Source organism: Burkholderia sp. Cy-637, from assembly GCF_011753175.1.
GTDB lineage: Bacteria > Pseudomonadota > Gammaproteobacteria > Burkholderiales > Burkholderiaceae > Burkholderia > Burkholderia gladioli.
On sequence record NZ_VWWC01000002.1, the window covers coordinates 132,189 to 153,308 of the forward strand.

Sequence of the window (21,120 nt, forward strand, 5' to 3'; positions counted from 1 at the left end):
CAAGATGATCGAATCGAACCGAGACGCGCATGCGCTGCATGCCGGCGCGTATCCCGGCAACCTGTTCATGGTGGTGGCGCCGTCGGGCGCGGGCAAGTCGACCCTGGTGAACGCGCTGCTCGCCAAGGACAGCGAGATCTGCCTGTCGATCTCGTACACCACGCGCAAGCCGCGTCCGGGCGAGCAGGACGGCGAGCACTACCACTTCACCAGCGTCGAAGATTTCCGCGCGCGCCACGCGCATCACGAATTCCTCGAAAGCGCCGAGGTGCACGGCAACTACTACGGCACCTCGCGCGTGTGGATCGAGGAGCAGATGCAAAGCGGGCGCGACGTGCTGCTCGAGATCGACTGGCAGGGCGCGCAGCAGGTCAAGAAGCAGTTCCGCAACGCGGTCGGCATCTTCATCCTGCCGCCCTCGCTGGCGGCGCTCGAGGAGCGCCTGAAGAAGCGCGGCCAGGACGAGCCGAACGTGATCACGCGGCGCCTGCTGGCCGCCGGCAGCGAGATCGCGCACGCCTCGGAAGCCGAATATGTGGTGATCAACGAGCACTTCGACACGGCGCTGTCCGAGCTGCAACGCATCGTGGCGGCCACGCGCCTGCGCGTGGCCTCGCAATACGCGCGGCACACCGAGCTTTTCATCGAGCTCGGCATCCATCTCCCGCACGCCGACTGAAGGCGGCGCACGAGGGACATAAGGTAGAATACGCAACATATTCAGAAGGAACACCCAACATGGCTCGCATTACCGTCGAAGACTGCCTGAAGCAAATCCCGAATCGCTTCGAACTGGCGCTCGCCGCCACCTACCGCGCGCGGCAGCTCGCGCAAGGCCATACGCCGAAGATCGAAAGCCGCGACAAGCCCACCGTGGTTGCGCTGCGCGAGATCGCGGCGGGCCAGGTCGGCATCGAGATGCTGAAGAAAGTGCCTGTTTAAGGCACACTCGATCCTTCAGCCATGTAGTCCGCTCGACCGACGTGCCAACCCAAGGAGGCGAACATGAGCAACACACCATCGTCCGCCTCCGCGGAAGCCGGCCCGGCCGAAGGGGCGGACGCCACCGAAGCGACGGCGAACTCGCCGGCGCGGCAGTACATCGATGCGGTCCTCGAACAATCGTTTCGCCATCTGTTCGGGCCGACCGCCACCCCGGAGCAACCTCGCAAGCACGGCGTCGTTTCGATCGCGAAGCTGACGGCCGCGCTTGCCGAGTACCTCCCTCCGGAGGAAATCAAGGAGGTGAAGGCGGCGTTCCACTTCAGTGACGAAGCCCACCTCGGTCAATATCGCCAAAGCGGCGAACCCTATATCACCCATCCCGTCGCCGTCGCGGAAATCTGCGCCGGCTGGAAGCTCGACGCCCAGGCCGTGATGGCCGCGCTGCTGCACGACGTGATGGAAGACCAGGGCGTGATGAAGAGCGAGCTGGCCGAGCGCTTCGGCCCGAAGGTCGCCGAGCTGGTCGACGGGCTCTCCAAGCTCGACAAGATGGAGTTCCGCAGCCGCGAGGAAGCGCAGGCGGAGAATTTCCGCAAGATGCTGCTGGCGATGGCGCGCGACGTGCGCGTGATCCTCGTGAAGCTGGCCGACCGGCTCCACAACATGCGCACGCTCGGCGCGGTGCCGATGGAAAAGCGCCGCCGCGTGGCGCGCGAGACGCTCGACATCTATGCGCCGATCGCGCACCGCCTTGGTCTGAACAATACCTATCGCGAGCTGCAGGACATGAGCTTCGCGAACTTCAATCCGCATCGCTACGCGACGCTCGAGAAGGCCGTGAAGGCCGCGCGCGGCAATCGCCGCGAGGTGATCGGCAAGATCCTCGAGTCGGCGCAGCGCGCGGTGGGCGAGGCGAAGCTCGAAGCGGAGATCATGGGTCGCGAGAAGACGATCTACAGCATCTACCGCAAGATGCGCGACAAGCAGTTGTCGTTCTCGCAGGTGCTCGACGTCTATGGCTTTCGCGTGGTGGTCGAGCATGCGCTCGAGTGCTACACCTGCATCGGCGCGCTGCATGCGCTCTACAAGCCGGTGCCGGGCAAGTTCAAGGACTACATCGCGATCCCGAAGATGAACGGCTACCAGTCGCTGCATACGACGGTGGTCGGTCCGTTCGGCGCGCCGATCGAGTTCCAGGTCCGCACCCGCAAGATGCACGAGATCGCCGAGGCCGGCGTGGCCGCGCACTGGCTCTACAAGAACGGCGGCGCCGATCTCAACGACGTGCAGATGCGCGCGCACCAGTGGCTCAAGTCGCTGCTCGACATCCAGAGCGAGGCGGGCGATTCGAGCGAGTTCCTCGAGCACGTCAAGATCGACCTGTTCCCGGATGCGGTCTACGTGTTCACGCCGAAGTCGAAGATCATGGCGCTGCCGCGCGGTGCCACCGCGCTCGACTTCGCCTATTCGGTGCACAGCGACCTCGGCAACCAGTGCGTGGCCGTGAAGATCAACAACGAGCTGCTGCCGCTGCGCACCGAGCTCAAGAGCGGCGATATTGTCGAGGTGATCACGGCGCCGTATTCGAAGCCGAACCCGGTCTGGCTCGGCTTCGTGCGCACCGGCAAGGCGCGCTCGGCGATCCGCCATTACCTGAAGACGATGCGCCTGAACGAATCGGTGCAGCTCGGCGAGCGCCTGGTCGACCAGAGCCTGAAGGGTTATGGCCTGTCGCTGGCCGAGATCGAGCCGGACGTCTGGGACAAGCTGGTGCAGTGGACCGGCAACAAGAGCCGCCAGGAGATCTTCGCGGACATCGGCCTGGGCCGTCGCGTGCCCCAGGTGATGGCCAAGCGCATCGAGGTGCTGATGAGCGGGCGCGATGCCGACGACGAACTCGCGCGCGGCGATCGCCCGGTCCATCACGCGCCGCCGGTGGCGATCACCGGCACTGAGGGCATGTCGGTGCAGTTGTCGGCCTGCTGCCGGCCGATTCCCGGCGACAGCATCATGGGTTATATCGGCATCGGCCTGGGCATGGCGATCCATACGACCGATTGCCGGGTCGCGCAGCGCATCCATCGCCGCGATCCGGGCCGCTGGATCGACGTCGCCTGGGCGCCCCAGCCGGGCCGCCTGTTCGACGTGACGGTCAAGGTGCTGGTCAAGAACACCAAGGGCATCTTCGCGCGCGTCGCGGCCGACATCACCTCGGCCGACGCGAACATCGTCCATATCGCGATGGACGAGGATCTGTCGCACGAATCGACAGTCCTGCGCTTCGTGATCCAGGTCAGCGACCGCGTCCATCTCGCCAACGTGATGCGGCGCGTGCGGACCAATCCCGACGTGATGCGGATCATGCGCGAGCGTTCGAGCGACGACACGGCGCATACGCGCCATGACGGCGGCATGCGGATCGATCGCGAACGGCAGGATTACTGAGGCAGGCGCGCCGCGCGTGGCGCGCGATCGCGAGGCAAGGGCGGCACCACGTATCGACGTCGTGCCGCTTTTTATTGTTCGGTGCCGAAGGTGGGGATACGGAAAGGCGGCCCGGAAAACAAAAGGGCCTTCCCGGAGGAAGGCCCTTCAAAGATGGCGCGGCTGGCAGGATTCGAACCCACGACCCCTTGGTTCGTAGCCAAGTACTCTATCCAACTGAGCTACAGCCGCACGCAAAACGGTACTGCTTGTTAATACCGGGCAACCCCATGGGATTGCTCGTTTGAAAAGGTGGCGCGGCTGGCAGGATTCGAACCCACGACCCCTTGGTTCGTAGCCAAGTACTCTATCCAACTGAGCTACAGCCGCACGCAGGAGTGAGAATATAGCAAGGATTTTGGGGAAAGGGAAGGGATTCGTCACAATTTCTTCGCGAGCGGGTTTTATGTCCCTTTCGTGTACCCTTGGAGATTCCCTTACGCAGGCCCGGAGCCGAGTCGGAAACAGCATGAACAAGGCGTTTGTTAAGGAGTCGGACGGCGATGACGACGATCTCGACCATGCGCAGCCGGCCGTTCCCGCCGGCGCGAAGAACTACATCACGCCGGCCGGCCACAAGCGGTTGCGCGACGAGCTGCTGCACCTGATCGACGAGGAGCGTCCCGAGGTCGTCAAGCTGGTGTCCTGGGCCGCGTCGAACGGTGACCGTTCCGAGAATGGCGACTACATCTACGGCAAGCGGCGGCTGCGCGAGATCGACCGCCGCATCCGCTTCCTGACCAAGCGGCTGGATCTCGCCGAAGTGGTCGACGCGAGCCGGCAGGAGAGCGCCGACCAGGTGTTCTTCGGCGCGACCGTCGACTACGCCACCGAGGACGGCGAGGATCACACCATCACGATCGTCGGCGTCGACGAGGTCGACCTCGATCACGGCCACGTCAGCTGGGTCTCGCCGATCGCGCGGGCGCTGCTGAAGGCGCGTATCGGCGACACCGTCACGCTGATGACGCCGGCCGGCCCGCAGCCGATCGACGTGCTCGACGTGCGTTACCCGGCACCGGCTGCCTGAACCGCGTTCGGCTTGGCATCGAGCCTCCTCGTGCATGCAAAAAACAAAAGCGCCCCGCGGGGCGCTTTTGTGATTGCGGAGCCGCTGCGTATCAGAAGCGGTGGCGCAGGCCGGCCGTGACGGCGATCTGCTTGTTGCTCGACGAAGCGCCGCCCAGGCCGTTGACGTAGGCGCCCAGCGCCAGGCCATCGGTGCTGACGTGCTGGTATTCGCCCTGCAGGTAGACGTCGGTGCGCTTGGACAGCGCGTACGAGGTCTGCAGGTTGAACTGGTTCCAGCCCGGATGACGGCCGTCGAGGAAGCCGGCCGTGTAGGTCCACGAACCCGCCACCGACAGCGCCGGCGTCAGCGAGTAACGCGCATTCACTTCGTAGTTGTTGAAGCGGGCGAAGGTGCCGTCCAGCGTGATGCCGGCCGAGGTGCCCGAAGCGCCGCCGCCGATGCCGAGCGCGCGATTCACGCGCGTCTGCGTGAACACGAAGCCTGCCGTGGCCGGACCGAAGGTGTAGGTCAGGCCGCCGCCGAACACGCGCTGACGCTTGCCGACGAAGGTGTTGTCGCCAGCGACGGCGCCGCCCGCGTTGGACACCGCCGGCGCGGTCAGGCCGTTGATGTCGTTGTTCAGCTGCATGTAGCCGGCTGCCAGGTTGAAGCCCAGGTAGCTGTACGACACGCCGCCGCTGAACACGCGATTGTTCGAGAACTGGTCGCTGTTCGAGAACCCGTACAAGCCGCCGAACTTCAGGCCGTTCCAGTTGACGCTGGTGTACTTGACCGAGTTGTTGACGCGGAACGAGTTGTTCAGGTTGTCGTTGTCGAACGGGTGGGCGAACTGCGTGCCGCCGTATTGCGTGCCGGTCAGCGACAGCGGCCCGATGAAGTCCACCACGCTGTCGTACTGGCGGCCGAAGGTGACCGAGCCGTACTGGGTGTGGCCCAGGCCGACGAAGGCCTGGCGGCCGAACTCGCGGCCGTTCTGCTTGAGCGTGCCGTTATTGATGCCGAAGCCGTTTTCCAACACGAAGATCGCCTTCAGGCCGCCGCCGAGATCCTCGTTGCCGCGCAGGCCCCACCGGCTGCCGTTGACCGAGCCGCTGGTTTCCGACCAGGAGCTGTGGCCGCCCTGGTTGTTGGTATAGGTGATGCCGGCGTCGATCAGGCCGTACAGGGTCACGCTGCTTTGCGCATGGGCGGCGGTCGCGAAGACGCCGGTGAGCGCCGCTGCGATCAGAGTCTTTTTCATTGATTCGTCTCCATCAGATAGAGGAGCAGGCTCCCCCTGATTCATCGAGATAGTGACCATCACCGGAGGCGGCGGCGTGGCATGTCGAGGGTGGCGCCACAGGGCGCCGCAAATCTCCAAACCCGAGCGCAGTGTCGAGCGAGCGGCCGGCTCGCGTCGATTGCACTTTAAGCAATAATGAATTTAAGTTTGAGAAATGGTCGGGGATCGTCCGCAAACCGTTGTCAGGCAAGGCTCAGCGGCCGTTGCGGGAAAACGGTGAGGAACGCGAAGCGATTTTTACGTTGCGCGATGGAGACAGAATGAGGGAGGGAAGTGAAGGCAATCATCGGCGCTGATGATTGTTGAGGCTTCGACAATAGAGGTTTGTGAAGACCACCGATAATGGCGCGCGATGCACTCGCTATACTGAGGTCTCTGCTTTCCGAAGCAGACTTTTTCGTTGACGGAAAAGATCTCCAAACCTTTGTCAGCGCGACTTTCCGGTCGCGCTTTTTTTTCGTCCGGATCCTGGCGAGGCGAGGCGTGGCTCAGTGGCGGCGCCGCTTCGGCGAACTCGTGTCGCGGGTGTCGCCCTGCGGCATCGACAGCGGCTGGGCCCAATCTTCCATCACGTAGTGACGCGCATCGAGCGGCGAGGCGAGCAGGTTCTGCCAATGGTCGCCGTGCCAGGTCGTATCGAATTCGACGCCGAATGCCTGAGCCGAGGTCGCTGCCGGAGTGATTGTTTTATGGCGTCGCAGCATGCCGAGTCGATGTACCAGTCGTTTCATTTGGTCGAGCAACATATTCACCCCCTGTACTTCCATGGCATCCTCAGCTTCGCAAAACAGAATGAATGCAACAACCCGGAAAAATACCAAGCCATGGATTTTTTACTGCTTCGGTATTTTTTGCTTTTTTGTTAATGGGCCTGTGTTTTCCTAGTAATAATGACAGGTTTTCATCGGCTAATTGGTGCATTTTGCCGGGGGTGTATCGTTTCCATCCGGATCGACGTCAAGCCGAATAAGAAGATGTGAAGAATTTTCTTGACGAGCCTGGATCGTCCCATTTATAAAAGCACCACGAAGTCTGCGGTGCTTACTGCTCATTGTCCACAAGGTTTGGCGGGGCCGGGGCTTTCGGTGACGGCACTCACGGGTTGCTCGTTTTATTTAAAATCGTTTGGGGAATCAGGAATATGGATACCGGTATCGTGAAATGGTTTAACGATGCTAAGGGCTTTGGCTTTATCACGTCCGACAACGGTGGCGAGGATCTGTTCGCGCACTTCTCGGAAATCAAGATGGACGGCTTCAAGACGCTGAAGGAAAACCAACGCGTTTCGTTCGACGTCAAGACCGGCCCGAAGGGCAAGCAGGCTGCCAATATCCAGGCTGTCTGATTCGGGTTATCCCCTGACGGGTTAACCCGGTATTTCCCGGCAGTTGATTCTCAGGTCGATCCGATATCGAGCCCCCGCCTTTGGCGGGGGCTTTGTTTTGGGCGGGTAGAATCGACACCGTGCGCGTGCTCGCGCTTCTTCCACCCGGTATCGTTTTCCGCAGACATGCTCGATTCGTCCTCGTCATACCCCGCCATCGACGGCCCGCTCGCCTTCGTCGATCTCGAAACGACCGGCGGTTCCGCCGCCGATCACCGGATCACCGAGATCGGCGTGGTCGAGGTCGGGCCGCAAGGGGTGTCCACCTGGACCTCGCTGATCGATCCCCAGCAGCCGATCCCCGCCTTCATCCAGCAGCTCACCGGCATCAGCGACGAGATGGTGCGTGGCGCGCCCACTTTCGCCTCGATCGCGGCCGAGCTGTTCGCGCGGCTCGAGGGCAGGCTCTTCATTGCCCACAACGCCAGCTTCGATCGCGGTTTCCTGCGCGCGGAGTTCGAGCGGGCCGGATTCGCCTTCAATCCCGACATGCTTTGCACCGTGCGCCTGTCGCGCGCGCTGTTTCCGCGCGAGTCGCGCCACGGGCTCGACGCGCTGATCGAACGGCATGCGCTGGTGCCGAATGCGCGCCATCGCGCACTGGCCGATGCCGACCTGGTCTGGCAGTTCTGGCAGCGCCTGCCGTCGTTGGTGCCGCCCGAGCGGCTCGGCGAACAGATCGCGCTGACCACGCGGCGCTTCCGCCTGACGGGCGACCTGACCGAGGACGATCTCGAGCGGGCGCCGGCCGGCTTCGGTGCCTACGCGCTGTTCGGCGAGGGGGATGCGCCCTTGTTCGTCGGGCGCAGCGTGCGCGTGCGCAACCGCCTGCGCGCGTTACTGGGCGGCGAGCGGCGCTCGGCCAAGGAGCGGCGGCTTGCCGAGCAGGTGCGGCGCGTCGAATGGCGTGAAACGGGAGGAGAGCTGGGCGCGATGCTGGCGGAGACGGCCTGGATCGCCGAACTGTCGCCGGCCTTCAATCGCAAGGCGGGCGGCAAGGCCGCCGACGCCCGTCGCGGCTTGAGCTCGGCGGGCACGCCCTGGCCGTTCGACGGGCCGGTCGCGATCGTCGAGGGTGGCGAGCGCGCCGTCTATCATGTGATCGACCGCTGGCGTTACCTCGGTACGACCCCGGATCTGTCGAAGGCCGCGGCGCTGGCGGCGGCGTCTTCCGCCGGCGACGATCCCTTCAACACCAGCCTGTGCCGGATCCTGCAGACGCACCTGGCGCGCGGCCTGGCGACGGTGCCCCTGGCGCCGAGCGCGGCGGCCGTCGCATCGGTCGACGATTAGGCCGGCATCGCCCCGGGGCCGCTTCGGCCGGGCGGCCGCGTCCTTCAGCCGACGGCGCTCGCGCCGCCACCCGAGCAGACATGCGAGAGCGCCGTGTCGAGCGCCGGCGACTGCCGCGAGTCATAGCGCGTCAAGGTTTTCCAGTTGGCGATGCTGCGCGCCACGCGCGCCTGGCAATCGGGCGCCTCGCGCAGCGGCGCGACGCGCGCGAGCGCGGCGATCATCGACTGGGTGAGCTTGTCGAACTGCGGGCGCGTGGTGGTGGCGAGATCGGGCGGCGTGCCCGCGGGCGCCTGACTGGCGCGCCAGCTCGCGAACAGCGCGTTCTGCATGATCTTGCTCGCCTCGATCTGGTCGGCGAAGAAGGCATGCGCGTAATCGCGGTCGATGCCGGCGCCGACTGCGCGCCGCTCGACGTCGGCGAGCAGCTGGGCCTCGCGCGGCTTGTCCTCGATCGGCTTGTGGTTGGCCCACTTCCACTGCGCCACCGGTTCGGCCAGCGCGATGCGCTGCGAGGCGAGGGCGACCAGGTTGGTCAGCGGGGTGTCGTCGCCGTCGGCGGCGGCCGACAGCGGCAGGCAGGCGAGCAGGGCGGCAAGCGAGGCCGAGGCGAGGGCCGTACGGAACGAGGAAGTCATGGAATCGACGAGCGCCGGCGTGGGCCGGGCGAAGCGGAAAAATACGAGGATAAACGAAGACGTCGCGCGCGAGCGGCGCGAGGCGAAGATCAGCGCGCCAGGGCGAGCGCGCCCTCACGGCCGTTGTGGCCGGGGCGGCGCGAGGCGTGCCGAAGGGGGAGGCGGTGCAGGCGCAAGGAAGCGGTCGCGAGGCGACGCGTCACGATGCTGAACGGACCCTTACTTCGGGGAGCCGAGCTTGTGCTGCTCGTCGAAGAACGCGCGCACATGATCGGGCAACTCGGCGAGAAACTCGACGGCCACCGGCTCCGGGTCCGGGCTCATCACTTTCTCGGGAGGTGGCATGCGAAGTGGTTTCTCATCCATGATCAATCTCCTTGCGGTGACTCGATTATCGATCGCTTATCTCGATTTTTTCCAGCGGGGAATCGTTTCAATTTGTCGATGTTGCTTAAACCGCACACACGCCGTGATTTTGTCGGACCAGGCCCGGGCCTGCAGGGACGAATTCGATGCGCGCGCATCGAATTCGTCTGGTCACGCCGGGCGGATCTCCGGGTAAACGCGCTGCCGCAAGGCGCTGCGGCCCGAGGCCGGATCGGGCGAACGCGACGCGCGTGAGGCCGGGCGCAAGCGACGTGCCCTCGGCTCGCGGAGGTGGGCGAGGCAATCGGGAGTCAGCGGAGGCGGAATCGGGAAGGATGGCCGGGCCTTGCGCGGCCGGCGGTGGAAGCGCCGGCCCGGCGCGCCGATCGATCGGGCGCCGGGCGGCGAGGCAGGCAGTTTATGCGCGCCTGAACAGCCGGATGATGAACAGCAGGATGACGGCGCCGATCACCGCGACGATGATCGAGGCGAAGAAGCCGCTGCCGACGCTGATGCCGAGCACGCCGGCCAGCCAGCCGCCGATCACGGCGCCGACGATGCCGACGATGATGTCGACGATCAGCCCGAAGCCGCCGCCCTTCACGAGCAGGCCGGCGAGCCAGCCGGCGATCGCGCCGATGATGAGCCACATAATCAAGCCATGAGCCATGGTGGTTCTCTCCTGTTGGATTGTTTGCTGCGAAACGAACCGGCCGCGGGCATCGAGATGCGGGTGACAGCCGTGGGCTGTCGGCTCCGGCCCGTTGCCCACGCAATGTACTGCAATAGACGGGTCAGGAGCGTTAAGTAATGTTAGACAGCGCGCGAGGGAGTTACCAAAGGTTTTTTCGGCCGGAACGGCTGGTCCGGACGATATTTCTCGATCTTTCGGCAGCCTTTCCGGACGGCCGCGAGGCAGGGGGGGGCGGGAGAAGAACGGCGGAAGCCGGAAAGCAAAAAGCCCGATCACGAGGATCGGGCTTTTTGCTTGATTCTGATGGTGCCGGAGATAGGAGTCGAACCTACGACCTTCGCATTACGAATGCGCTGCTCTACCAACTGAGCTACACCGGCGACAAAGAAGTGAAATTATAGGGTGATTTCTGCGAGGCTGACAAGAGGTCTGGCGAGAAAATTTTCAAAATCCACCTTGGCGTCGACTAAGTGCTTGATCCTGCAGCACTCGCGTCTCCTTGCCTGCCAAACCACCGGCGCCACCTCGGCCGCTGATCACCCCGGGCCCGCGATGTCCGTCGCCGGTCATCTGGCCCTGCGTCTCACGACGCGGCGAATTCTACGTTGGAGCGCTTCGGGAGGAAAGCCCTGGCGGGCCTCCCGGGATGATTTTTTGCGGCACCGCCGCAAGCCTTCCGGCGGTGCCGAAGCGCTTACTTCGCGGCCGCTTCCTGGTGGTAGCGGGTCACGCGCTCGACCTCGTTGCGCGAGCCGAGGATCACCGGCACGCGCTGGTGCAGGCCGGTCGGCTGGACCTCGAGGATGCGCTCGCTGCCGGTGGTCGCGGCGCCGCCCGCCTGCTCGACGATGAAGGACATCGGGTTCGCCTCGTACATCAGGCGCAGCTTGCCCGGGCGGTCCGGCGTGCGGGCGTCGGCCGGGTACATGAAGATGCCGCCGCGGTTCAGGATGCGGTGCACGTCGGCCACCATCGAGGCGATCCAGCGCATGTTGAAGTTCTCGCCGCGCGGGCCTTCGCTGCCGGCGTTCAGCTCGTCCACGTAGCGCTTGACCGGCTCGTACCAGTGGCGCGCGTTCGAGGCGTTGATCGCGTATTCGCGCGTATCGGCCGGGATCTGCATGTTGCTCTGCGTCAACACCCAGGAGCCGAGTTCGCGGTCGAGCGTGAAGCAGTTCACGCCGTTGCCGGTGGTCAGCACCAGCACCGTCTGCGGGCCATACACTGCGTAGCCGGCCGCGACCTGCTTGGTGCCGGGCTGCAGGAAGGACTGCTCGGTGGCCTGCTGGCCGTCCGGGCAGCGCAGCACCGAGAAGATCGTGCCGATCGAGACGTTGACGTCGATGTTCGAGGAGCCGTCGAGCGGATCGAACACCAGCAGGTATTCGCCGCGCGGGTAGTTCTCGGGGATCGGGAAGAAGGTCTCCATTTCCTCGGAGGCCATCGCGGCGAGGTTGCCGCCCCATTCGTTGGCGTCGAGCAGGATTTCGTTGGAGAGGATGTCGAGCTTCTTCTGCACCTCGCCCTGCACGTTCTCGCTGCCGGCCGTGCCGAGCGCCTCGCCGAGCGCGCCCTTCGAGACGTGGTAGCTGATCGCCTTGCAGGCGCGCGCGACCACTTCGATCAACAGGCGCAGGTCGGCGGGGAGGTTGTGATTCTCACGCTGCTGCTCGATCAGGTATTTCGACAGCGTGGTACGTCGGGAAATGGACATTGCTGAGCTCCGAGAGGCGGGAAAACCGTTGTTTGCCGCAATTTTACCCGCCTCGCCCGGTGCCGCCCCCGGCTTTTTGTGGCGCAGCAGCAATCGCGGCGATCAGGCTGCTGTCATGTCGATGTCACGGCAGCGCGATCTCGGACAGCGCGGCGGCGGCGCTCGAGTGCATGGCGCGCACGAAATCGACCAGGCGGGGGCGCTGCGAGGAACCCGTCAGCCTTGCCGCGTAAAGCTCGCCCGACAGTCTCGCGCTGGCGGCGTGCAGCACCGGGCAGGCGCTCGCGCGATGCCTGTCGAGCTGAGTCGCCGCGACATTGCCGAGCGGCGGAAGCGGATCACGCAACAGCGGGAACCATGCCTGCCGCGCAAGCCGATAAAAAACGGCCGGACCGCGTGAGCGGCCCGGCCGTTCTGCATGGCGGGCGAAGAGAGGAAGGCCGGATCAGGCGAGCGCCTTCTCGACGATCTCGCGCACGTCGCGCGACTTGACGCCTGCCGCCACGCGCTCGAGCGCTTCGCGCATGCGCTCGCGCAGCGCCGGCGTGAAGCGGCGCCAGTTCTCCAGCGAACGCGCCAGGCGCGCGGCCACCTGCGGGTTCAGCGCATCGAGCGCGAGCACCTGGTCGGCCCAGAACGCATAACCCGAGCCGTCGGCGGCGTGGAATTGCGCCGGGTTGGCCGCGCAGAAACCGAAGATCAGCGAGCGCGCGCGGTTCGGGTTCTTCAGGTTGAAGGCCGGATGCGCGAGCAGCTCGCGTACCGTGTCCAGCGTCGGATGCTCGGCCGTGCCGCGACGCGTGGCCTGCATCGAGAACCACTTGTCGATCACCAGCGCTTCCTTCTCGAAGCGTTGATAAAAATCGGCCAGCGCCTGCCGGGCCGGCGCCTCGGCGGCGGCCGAGCCGGCCGAGGCCGACAGCAGCGCGCCGAGCGCGGCGGCGCGGTCGGTCATGTTGTTGGCGCCCTCGTACTGCGCGGTGGCCAGGCGCACCGCCTCGGCGGGCTCCGCCAGCTCGGCCAGGTAGACCAGCGCGAGATTCTTCAGCGCGCGATGGCCGGCGTCCTCGGGCGTCGGCGCGTACTCGCCCGGCGTGCGATGGCGCTCGTGGATCGCCAGCCATTCGGCGCGCAGCGCCTGGGCCAGGCGGCCGCGCACGAACTGGCGCGCGCGGTGCACGGCGGCCGGGTTCGCCTCGCGCATCTGGTCGGCCAGGTAGGCCTCGGAGGGCAGGGTCAGCGCCAGTTCGCGGAAGGCCGGCGAGAGCGTGTCGTCGCTCAGCACGCGGCGGAAGGCTTCGACGAAGGCGTCGCCGAGCGCGAGTTCGGCGCCCGCGGCGGCTTGCTCGGCGAGCGTGAGCAGGGCCCGCGTGGCCAGGCGCTGGCCGGCTTCCCAGCGGTTGAACGGATCGCTGTCGTGGGCCAGCAGGAAGGCGAGCTCCTCCTCGCGATAGTCGTACTCGACGATCACCGGCGCCGAGAAGTTGCGCAGCAGCGAGGGCAGCGGCGCGGCCGGCACGTCGACGAAGGTGTACGTGGCCTCGGTCTCGGTCAGCTCCAGCACGCGCGTGGTGGCGCCGGCGGCGGCCTCGCCGTCCAGGCGCAGCGGCAGGTCCTGGCCGTCGGGGCCGATCAGGCCGATCGCGAACGGGATCAGCAGCGGCCCGGTCTGGGTCTCGCGCGCGGCCGGCGAGGCCTCGCCGTAACCCTGGCGCAGCGTCACCGTGTAGCGCCCGGCGGCGGCGTCGTAGGCGGTCCTGACCGTCACGCGCGGCGTGCCGGCCTGGCTGTACCAGCGCTCGAACTGGGCCAGGTCGCGGCCGTTGGCGTCGGCCATCGCGTGGCGGAAGTCGTCGCAGGTGACGGCCTGGCCGTCGTGGCGCTCGAAGTAGAGATCCATGCCGCGCCGGAAGCCGTCGCGGCCGAACAGGGTCTGGTACATCCGCACGACTTCCGAGCCCTTTTCATAGACCGTCATCGTGTAGAAGTTGTTGATCTCGACATAGCTCTCGGGACGCACCGGATGCGCCATCGGGCCCGCGTCCTCGGCGAACTGCAACTGGCGCAGCACGCGCACGTCCTCGATGCGCTTGACCGCGCGCGCGCCGGCGTCGTCGGCCTCGCCGGCCGACATGTCGGCCGAGAACTCCTGGTCGCGGAACACCGTCAGGCCTTCCTTCAGGCTCAGCTGGAACCAGTCGCGGCAGGTCACGCGGTTGCCGGTCCAGTTGTGGAAGTACTCGTGGCCGACCACCGCCTCGATATTGGCGAAGTCGACGTCGGTGGCCGTCTCGGGATTGGCCAGCACGTACTTCGTGTTGAAGATGTTGAGCCCCTTGTTCTCCATCGCGCCCATATTGAAATCGCCGACCGCGACGATCATGAAGCGGTCGAGATCGAGCTCCAGGCCGAAGCGCCGCTCGTCCCAGTGGATCGAGTGGATCAGCGAATCCATCGCGTGGCGGGTCTTGTCGAGGTCATGCGGCTCGACCCAGACCTGCAGCAGCTTCTTCGCGCCCGATGCGGCGGTGATGGTCTCCTCGATCGCGACCAGCTTGCCTGCCACCAGCGCGAACAGGTAGCTGGGCTTGCGGAACGGGTCTTCCCACTTGGCGAAGTGACGGCCCTCGGGCAGCTCGCCCGAATCGACCAGGTTGCCGTTGGACAGCAGCACCGGGTAGGCGCGCTTGTCGGCGCGCAGCGTGACCGTGTAGGTCGCCATCACGTCGGGGCGGTCGAGGAAGTAGGTGATGCGGCGAAAGCCTTCCGCCTCGCACTGCGTGAAGAAGTTGCCGCTCGACACGTAGAGGCCCGACAGCGTGGTGTTGCCGGCCGGCGCGCAGGCGCTGTCGATCGACAGCTCGAAGGCGTCCGGCAGGTTCTCGACCGTCAGGCCGTGCTCGTGGGCGCGCACCGCGTCCACCGGCTGGCCGTTCACGCGCGCGGCCATGAATTCCAGCGATTCGCCGAGCAGTTCGAGATGCGGCGTGGGCGCGGCGTCGGGGTTGCGGCGCACGCGCATGGTGTTGCGCACCACGGTGCGCTCGGGCACCAGGTCGAATTCGAGCTCGACGCTGTCGATGAGGAACGCGGGCGGCGTGTAGTCGGCGCGGCGGATCACGGCGGATTGGGCGGCTGTATCGGACATGTCGTGCGTGGGCGTAGGAGTTCGTAAACCGGGGAAGGTCGCCGACCCGCTCGTGACGGGGGCGTGCGTGCATTGTACAAAGGGTTCGGATGTTGCGCGGACCGAACTTTCCGCCGGCCGGCGGGTCTGCCTGATGTCCCGGTGGGCGGCGCGCAGCGTATGATCGCGGTGCGCCCGCCGGGCGTCATCGAACACGAGGATCCAGATGAAAGCGAATCGTACGTTCCGCGCCGCCCTGTGGCTCGCGAGCGCCTGTGTCGTGCTGCTGTCGGGCTGCGCGAGCTATGTGAGCACCCAGGTCACGGCCTTCTCCGACTGGAGCGGCAGCGACGCGACCCGTACCTACGCCTTCACGCGCGACCAGGACGAGCAGAACAGCCTGGAGCAGGCGACCTATGAGAACATCGTCGCCAACGAACTGTCGACGCTCGCGTTCCGGCGCGTGCCGGCCGCCCAGGCGCGCTACCTGGTGGCGCTCGCCTACGGCATCAAGGGCGACCTGGTGAACGTGCCGCAGCCGGTCTACTACGATCCCTGGATCGGGCCCGGCCCTTACTGGCGCGGCGCCGGCGCCTGGGGCGGCTTCGGTCCCTGGGGCCCGTTCCCGACCGGCTACGTGAACCAGACCTACCGCGTCTACGAGCGCTCGCTGACGATCCGCATCACCGAGCGCGGCACCGGCCGCGAGGTCTACAACGTCAGCGCGCGCAATTCGGGCGGCGGCGGTTCGCTGGTGACGGCGATGCCCTACCTGGCCCGCTCGGCGCTGGCCGACTTCCCGCTCGGCAACGGTTCGACGCGCACCGTGCGCCTGCCGGTGGAGCGCAACGGCGGCGGCCCGGCCGCGCCGGCCTCGAACGAGCGCGCGGTGCCGGCCGCCGCGGCTTCCGGCGCCGCGCCGGCGGCCGCCGCGAAATAAGGCGGCACGGCGGAAGGCGGCGCGGCAGCGCCCGGCCGGGCACCGATACGGCCCGCTTCCCCAACCCCGATCGTCGAAATCCGATCTTCAAAAAGCAGGGCCCGACGCGAGATGTCGCGTCGGGCCCTGTCTTCATCCGGATTCCTCAGCGAACGCCGGCCGTGCCGGCGTCCGATCCCCCCCCATCAGGCGAGCGCCGCCTCCGCCTGCCGTGCCGCATCGCGCTCGTGCACGCAACGGCCGGCCGCGTAGGTGCTGTGCACGGCGCGGTCGTCGCCGAGCATGGCGAGCGCGAACAGCAGCTCCTCCAGCGTCTCGGCGCGCGCGGTGCGGCGCGCCAGCAGCGGCGTGGCGCGCGGGTCGAGCACCACGAAGTCGGCTTCCGAGCGCAGCGCCAGGGTGCCGACCTGGTCCTCCAGCGCGAGCGCCTGCGCGGCGCCGGCCGTGGCCAGCCAGAACATGCGCGTGGCCGTGAGGTGATAACCCGACAGCCGCGCCACCTTGTGCGCCTCGTTCATGGTCTGCAGCATCGAGAACGAGGTGCCGCCGCCCACGTCGGTGGCCAGCGACAGCGACGCGCGCTGCTCGGTGGCGCGGTCGAAGTCGAACAGGCCGCTGCCGAGGAAGAAGTTGGAGGTCGGGCAGTGGGCGATCACCGTGCCGGTCTCGGCGATGCGGCGCCGGTCCTCGTCGTCGAGGTGGATGCAATGGCCGTACACGGCGCGCGGGCGCAGCAGGCCGTGGCGATCGTAGATGTCGAGGTAGCTGCGATGGCCGGGGAACAGCTCGGCCGCCCATTTCACCTCGTCGACGTTCTCGGCCACGTGGCTCTGCACGAACACGTCGGGATGACGGCGCGCGAGCTCGGCGCAGGCTTCCAGCTGCTCCACCGTCGAGGTCGGCGCGAAGCGCGGCGTGAGCGCGTACATCTGGCGGCCGCGCCCGTGCCAGCGCGCGATCAGCTCGGCGCTGTCGTCGTGGCCCGATTGCGCGGTGTCGCGCAGGAATGCCGGGCAATTGCGGTCCATCAGCACCTTGCCGGCGATCATCCGCAGGTTCTTCGCCTCGCTGGCCTCGAAGAAGGCATCGGCCGACTGCTTGTGCACCGTGCAGTAGACCAGCGCCGTGGTGGTGCCGCTGGCCAGCAATTGGTCGACGAAGAAGCCCGCCACCTCGCGCGCATGCGCCGGATCCTCGAAGCGCCGCTCGGTCGGGAAGGTGTAGGTGTCGAGCCAGGGCAGCAGCCCCGGCGCCGGCGAGGCGATCATGTCGGTCTGCGGATAGTGGATGTGCGTGTCGATGAAGCCGGGCACGATCAGCTTGTCGCGCAGCGTGGTGAGCTGGGCGTCGGGCGCGAGGCGCCCGGCCAGCGCCGCGTAGGCGCCGGCGGCCACCACTCGGCCGTCCTCGACGATCAGCAGGCCGTCGTCCTCGAGCACGGCGGCGTCGGCGTCGCGGGCCGGGTCTGCGCGAAAGGTCAGCAGCCGGGCGCGGAAGGCGGTTTGGGTCATGAGCGGAACTCCAGCATCGAAAGGGTGAGGCGCGGCATCACAGCTGCGCGAGCAGCACGCCGGACAGCGCGGCGACGATCCACATCGCCGGCTTGATCTCGTGGCGCTTGCCGGTGAACAGCTTGAGCACCACGAAGGCGAGGAAGCCGTAGGCGATGCCGTCGGTGATCGAGTAGGTCAGGGGGATCAGCACCATCGCGATGAAGGCGGGGATCGCCTCGTCGAAGCGATGCCACTCGATCTTGGTGATCGACTCCATCATGAACACGCCCACCAGGATCAGCGCCGGGGCGGTCGCGATCGCCGGCACCAGCGAGAGCAGCGGCGAGAGCACCAGGAAGGGCAGGAAGCAGATCCCGGCCACCACCGCCACCAGCCCGGTGCGCCCGCCCGCCGAGATGCCGGCCGCCGATTCGATGTAGGCGTTGGCGGGGCTGGTGCCCAGCGGCGCCGAGACCACCGCCGAGAACGCGTCGACCATCATCGACTGGCGGATGTTGCGCGGATTGCCGTCGCGATCGAGCAGGTTGCCGGCTTCCGAGATCGCCATGAAGGTCGACAGCGCGTCGAAGAAGGCGGTGAACAGCATCACGAAGATGAACGGCCAGTAGGCCACCTTCAGCGCGCCGATCAGGTCGAGCTGGCCGATGCCGGAGAAGTCGGGCGCGGACACCAGGCCGTTCCAGTTGACGAGTGTTTTGGTGGCGAGCGCGGCCGGCCAGTAGGCGGTGCCGTCGCCCCAGACACGGCCGATCGGGATCGCCAGCACGGTGGTCACCACGATGCCGATCATCAGCGCGCCGGTCACGCGGCGCACCACCAGCACGGTGGTGACGGCCAGCCCGATCAGGAACGTGACGATCACCGGGTTCAGCGAGGAGGCGTGCACCACGGTGACCGGGTCGCCCACCACGAACTTGGCGTTGACCAGGCCGATCAGGCAGATGAACAGGCCGATCCCGCAGGACACGGCATGGCGCAGGTTGGGCGGGATCGCGTCCACCACCAGCTTGCGCGCGTTGAAGGCGGCCAGCACCGCGAAGATCACGCCGGCCCAGAACACGCAGCCGAGCGCGGTCTGCCAGGGCATGCGCCCGCCGTGCACCATCACGAAGGTGAACAGCGCGTTCATGCCCATGCCCGGCGCGACCAGTACCGGGTTGCGCGCGTACAGGCCCATCGCGCAACTGCCGAGGAAGCTGACGATCACGGTGGCGGTCAGCGCGGACGCGAACGGCACGCCTGCCTGGGACAGGATGCCGGGATTGACGACGATGATGTACATCGCCGTCAGGAACGTCGTGATGCCCGCGACGATCTCCGTGCGCAACCGCGAACCGGATTCGCGGATGCCGAAGAAGCGGTCGAGCATCGAGCTCGAAGCCGGGGCCTTGCTGCCGTTGTACGTGTCCATCGGAAAAGCTCTCCTCAGTCTCTGTTATGGGAACCACCGTGCGCATGCGTCGAGCGCATGCGCTCAAGGCACCGGCGCTCCCGACAGGACGTGGGCGTCATGCCGGGTGCCAGTGCGAATCGAGCTTCGCGATCAGCGCGGCGCGCTCGGCCTCGGTGACGAAGGACGCCTCGAATCCATTGCGGATCACGGTGTAGACGTCCTGGTCCTCGAGGGCGAGCGCGGCCACGGTCGCGAAGTAGTTGTCGTTGACGTAGCCGCCGAAATAGGCCGGATCGTCGGAATTGATGGTGACCGCCACGCCGCTGTCGAGCAGCACCTTCAGGGTGTGCTTGGTCATGTCGTCGAATACCTTGAGCTTCAGGTTCGACAGCGGGCAGACCGTCAGGGCGATGCGCGAATCGGCCAGGCGCGCCACCAGGGCCGCGTCCTCGATGCTGCGCACGCCGTGGTCGACGCGGTCCACCTTGAGCAGGTCGAGCGCCTCGATCACGTAGGCGGGCGGGCCTTCCTCGCCGGCGTGCGCCACCAGCTTCAGGCCCAGCGCGCGGGCGCGGGCGAACACGCGCTCGAATTTCGAGGGAGGGTGGCCCTGCTCGGAGGAATCGAGGCCGACGCCGATCAGGCGATGCGAATACTTCTCGAACAACGGCCGCGCCGCCTCGAAGGTGGCCAGCGCGTCCTCCTCGGACAGGTGGCGCAGGAAGCAGAGGATCAGCTTGCTGGACAGCCCGCGCGCCTCGGCGTCGGCCAGCGCGCGATCGATGCCGGCCACCACGGTTTCGATCGGCACGCCGCGCTCGGTGTGCGTCTGCGGATCGAAGAAGATCTCGGTGTGCACCACCTTGTCGGCCAGCGCGCGCTCCACGTAGGCGGCCGTCATGTCGTAGAAGTCCTGCTCCTGGAGCAGCACGCTCGCGCCCGCGTAGTAGATGTCGAGGAAGGATTGCAGGTCGGTGAAGGCATAGGCCGCGCGCAGCGCCTCGACCGATTCGTAGGCGAGCTTCACGCCGTTGCGCTCGGCGAGCTTGAAGATCAGTTCCGGCTCCAGCGAGCCTTCGATATGGATGTGCAGCTCGGCCTTCGGCGCGAGCGCGATCTTGTTCTGCAGATTCGGGGTCATGGTGCTCTTCTTGGTCGGTCAGGTTTGAGGGGAGGCCGGCACGCCGGCCGCCGGGGCGGCGTGCATGTCGACGACCTGCAGGATCTGCGCGGCCACCGAGATCGCGATGGTCTCGGGAGCCTTGTCGACGATGCCTTCGACGCCGATCGGGCAGCGCATCCGCGCGGTCTGCGCAGGGTCGATGCCGCTCGCGGCGAGGCGCTGTTCGAACTGCACGCGCTTCGACTTCGAGCCGATCATCCCGAAGTATGCATAATCGGCGCGCCGCAGGACGTGCTGGGCCAGCACGAAGTCGAAGGCGTGATCATGCGTCATCACCACGAAGTAGCTGTGCGGCGCGGCCTCGGCCACCGCCTGCTCGGGCGCCTCGCGCGCGTCCACGGCGAGGTTGCCGATGCCGGCCAGCGCCTCGGCGCTCGGGAACGGCGCGTCGCTCGCGTCGATCCAGCGCACCCGGCAGGGCAGGGTGGCCAGCACGCGCACCAGCGCGAGCGCGGCGTGGCTGGTGCCGAACAGCTCCACCGCGAAGGTGTGCGGCGCGATCGTCTCGGTCATCAGCGAGACGTCGCCGGTGCTCCACAGCAGGCAGTCGGCGCGCGTCACGTCGGCTTCCGGCTCGCTGAGCATCACCGGGTCGGGCGAGGGGCCGAAGGCGATGCTGCGCACCGTCGCGTGGCCGGCCGCGACGCGCTTGGCCAGCGAGGTGATCCAGCCCAGGTCGGCGATGTCGAGCCGCTCGAAGGCCAGCGTCACGGCGCCGCCGCAGCACTGGCCCAGGCTCGGGCCGAGCGGCAGCCGCTCGAGGCGGCGCGCGTGCGACAGGTGCGAGCCGTCCTTGAGCAATTGCCGTGCGATCTCGATCGCCTTCCATTCGAGATGGCCGCCGCCGATCGTATGGCGGGCCGTGTCGCGCGTGACCAGCATCTTGGTGCCGGCCTCGCGCGGCACCGAGCCCTCGGCGCGCGCCACCGTGACCAGCACCGCGGCCTCGCCGTGCGCGATCAACTGCTGGACGTCGGTCAACCAGGTTTCCATGGTGGGGCCTCCGTCGTCAGCGCGCCGCCGCGGCCGCGTGGGGCGCGAGCGTGGGCGGGATGGATGGGACGGCGGGACGGGGCGCCCGGGCAGCGTGCCTGGGCAGGCCCTGGGCGGTGCCGCGAGCCGGCGGCGCG

19 protein-coding genes and 3 tRNA genes are annotated in these 21,120 nt (G+C 66.9%); 7 read left to right on the forward strand and 15 right to left on the reverse strand.

Translation table 11 applies throughout. From position 1 onward, the window contains the following. Positions 1-4 precede the first annotated feature (4 nt). The 3 genes from gmk to F3J10_RS01520 all read left to right on the forward strand — a co-directional run bounded on the left by gmk (position 5) and on the right by F3J10_RS01520 (position 3,390). Positions 5-679: a guanylate kinase gene (gene gmk / locus F3J10_RS01510; RefSeq protein ID WP_166910805.1), complete on the forward strand. Its 675-nt coding sequence runs from the start codon at positions 5-7 to the stop codon at positions 677-679. Between the two features lie 59 nt (positions 680-738). Beyond that, positions 739-942, forward strand: a complete 204-nt coding sequence (rpoZ, locus tag F3J10_RS01515; RefSeq protein WP_006999799.1) for a DNA-directed RNA polymerase subunit omega — start codon at positions 739-741, stop codon at positions 940-942. 63 nt (positions 943-1,005) lie between these two features. After that, positions 1,006-3,390 carry a bifunctional (p)ppGpp synthetase/guanosine-3',5'-bis(diphosphate) 3'-pyrophosphohydrolase gene (locus tag F3J10_RS01520; protein ID WP_017919497.1) on the forward strand — a complete coding sequence of 795 codons (2,385 nt, stop codon included), beginning with the start codon at positions 1,006-1,008 and terminating at the stop codon, positions 3,388-3,390. Positions 3,391-3,544: 154 nt separating this feature from the next. On the opposite strand, the gene F3J10_RS01525 is transcribed toward F3J10_RS01520, so the two are convergent. Continuing rightward, positions 3,545-3,621 (reverse strand) — tRNA-Arg (locus tag F3J10_RS01525). A 61-nt stretch (positions 3,622-3,682) separates the two neighbouring features. Next, positions 3,683-3,759: transfer RNA gene (locus F3J10_RS01530), tRNA-Arg, on the reverse strand. Between the two features lie 139 nt (positions 3,760-3,898). Between F3J10_RS01530 and greB the strand changes: the two genes are divergently transcribed. After that, positions 3,899-4,459 (forward strand): transcription elongation factor GreB, encoded by a 561-nt coding sequence (greB, locus tag F3J10_RS01535; protein WP_167240717.1) that lies wholly within the window; start codon positions 3,899-3,901, stop codon positions 4,457-4,459. A 91-nt stretch (positions 4,460-4,550) separates the two neighbouring features. On the opposite strand, the gene F3J10_RS01540 is transcribed toward greB, so the two are convergent. Then, on the reverse strand, positions 4,551-5,702 hold the full coding sequence (locus F3J10_RS01540; RefSeq protein WP_025098096.1) for a porin: 1,152 nt from the start codon (positions 5,700-5,702) through the stop codon (positions 4,551-4,553). Positions 5,703-6,232: 530 nt separating this feature from the next. Further along, complete coding sequence (locus F3J10_RS01545; RefSeq protein WP_205195240.1) at positions 6,233-6,487, reverse strand: hypothetical protein; 255 nt, start codon at positions 6,485-6,487, stop codon at positions 6,233-6,235. A 398-nt stretch (positions 6,488-6,885) separates the two neighbouring features. Between F3J10_RS01545 and F3J10_RS01550 the strand changes: the two genes are divergently transcribed. Both F3J10_RS01550 and F3J10_RS01555 read left to right on the forward strand, forming a co-directional pair. Next, positions 6,886-7,089 (forward strand): cold-shock protein, encoded by a 204-nt coding sequence (locus tag F3J10_RS01550; protein WP_013696958.1) that lies wholly within the window; start codon positions 6,886-6,888, stop codon positions 7,087-7,089. Between the two features lie 165 nt (positions 7,090-7,254). Then, positions 7,255-8,421: an exonuclease domain-containing protein gene (locus F3J10_RS01555; protein ID WP_167229845.1), complete on the forward strand. Its 1,167-nt coding sequence runs from the start codon at positions 7,255-7,257 to the stop codon at positions 8,419-8,421. A 44-nt stretch (positions 8,422-8,465) separates the two neighbouring features. On the opposite strand, the gene F3J10_RS01560 is transcribed toward F3J10_RS01555, so the two are convergent. The 7 genes from F3J10_RS01560 to pepN all read right to left on the reverse strand — a co-directional run bounded on the left by F3J10_RS01560 (position 8,466) and on the right by pepN (position 14,981). Further along, positions 8,466-9,059 carry a chorismate mutase gene (locus F3J10_RS01560; protein ID WP_025098093.1) on the reverse strand — a complete coding sequence of 198 codons (594 nt, stop codon included), beginning with the start codon at positions 9,057-9,059 and terminating at the stop codon, positions 8,466-8,468. Between the two features lie 219 nt (positions 9,060-9,278). Beyond that, positions 9,279-9,383: a chorismate mutase gene (locus F3J10_RS01565; protein WP_164465459.1), complete on the reverse strand. Its 105-nt coding sequence runs from the start codon at positions 9,381-9,383 to the stop codon at positions 9,279-9,281. 460 nt (positions 9,384-9,843) lie between these two features. Next, the gene (locus tag F3J10_RS01570) at positions 9,844-10,095 is read right to left on the reverse strand and encodes a GlsB/YeaQ/YmgE family stress response membrane protein (protein WP_013696962.1); all 252 of its coding nucleotides are present in this window, start codon (positions 10,093-10,095) and stop codon (positions 9,844-9,846) included. A 328-nt stretch (positions 10,096-10,423) separates the two neighbouring features. Continuing rightward, positions 10,424-10,499, reverse strand: a tRNA-Thr gene (locus F3J10_RS01575). Between the two features lie 314 nt (positions 10,500-10,813). After that, positions 10,814-11,833: a class 1 fructose-bisphosphatase gene (locus tag F3J10_RS01580; RefSeq protein WP_025098092.1), complete on the reverse strand. Its 1,020-nt coding sequence runs from the start codon at positions 11,831-11,833 to the stop codon at positions 10,814-10,816. Between the two features lie 124 nt (positions 11,834-11,957). Beyond that, a complete protein-coding gene (locus tag F3J10_RS01585; RefSeq protein WP_167240719.1) occupies positions 11,958-12,179 on the reverse strand; it encodes a hypothetical protein in 222 nt (73 codons plus the stop codon). A gap of 99 nt (positions 12,180-12,278) precedes the next feature. After that, positions 12,279-14,981, reverse strand: coding sequence for an aminopeptidase N (pepN, locus tag F3J10_RS01590; RefSeq protein ID WP_167240721.1), 2,703 nt, complete (start codon positions 14,979-14,981; stop codon positions 12,279-12,281). Between the two features lie 205 nt (positions 14,982-15,186). Here pepN and F3J10_RS01595 point away from each other — a divergent pair, with 205 nt between their 5' ends. Beyond that, positions 15,187-15,900 carry a DUF4136 domain-containing protein gene (locus tag F3J10_RS01595; RefSeq protein ID WP_167240723.1) on the forward strand — a complete coding sequence of 238 codons (714 nt, stop codon included), beginning with the start codon at positions 15,187-15,189 and terminating at the stop codon, positions 15,898-15,900. 185 nt (positions 15,901-16,085) lie between these two features. Here F3J10_RS01595 and guaD read toward each other — a convergent pair whose 3' ends face one another. The 4 genes from guaD to xdhC form a co-directional block, all read right to left on the reverse strand. Continuing rightward, the gene (guaD, locus tag F3J10_RS01600) at positions 16,086-17,411 is read right to left on the reverse strand and encodes a guanine deaminase (RefSeq protein ID WP_167240725.1); all 1,326 of its coding nucleotides are present in this window, start codon (positions 17,409-17,411) and stop codon (positions 16,086-16,088) included. Between the two features lie 37 nt (positions 17,412-17,448). Then, entirely contained in the window at positions 17,449-18,825 is a 1,377-nt protein-coding gene (locus F3J10_RS01605) for an NCS2 family permease (protein ID WP_166910817.1), read from the reverse strand. A gap of 97 nt (positions 18,826-18,922) precedes the next feature. Next, the gene (locus F3J10_RS01610) at positions 18,923-19,948 is read right to left on the reverse strand and encodes an adenosine deaminase (protein ID WP_167240727.1); all 1,026 of its coding nucleotides are present in this window, start codon (positions 19,946-19,948) and stop codon (positions 18,923-18,925) included. Positions 19,949-19,966: 18 nt separating this feature from the next. After that, complete coding sequence (gene xdhC, locus F3J10_RS01615; protein WP_036052430.1) at positions 19,967-20,983, reverse strand: xanthine dehydrogenase accessory protein XdhC; 1,017 nt, start codon at positions 20,981-20,983, stop codon at positions 19,967-19,969. Positions 20,984-21,120 lie beyond the last annotated feature (137 nt).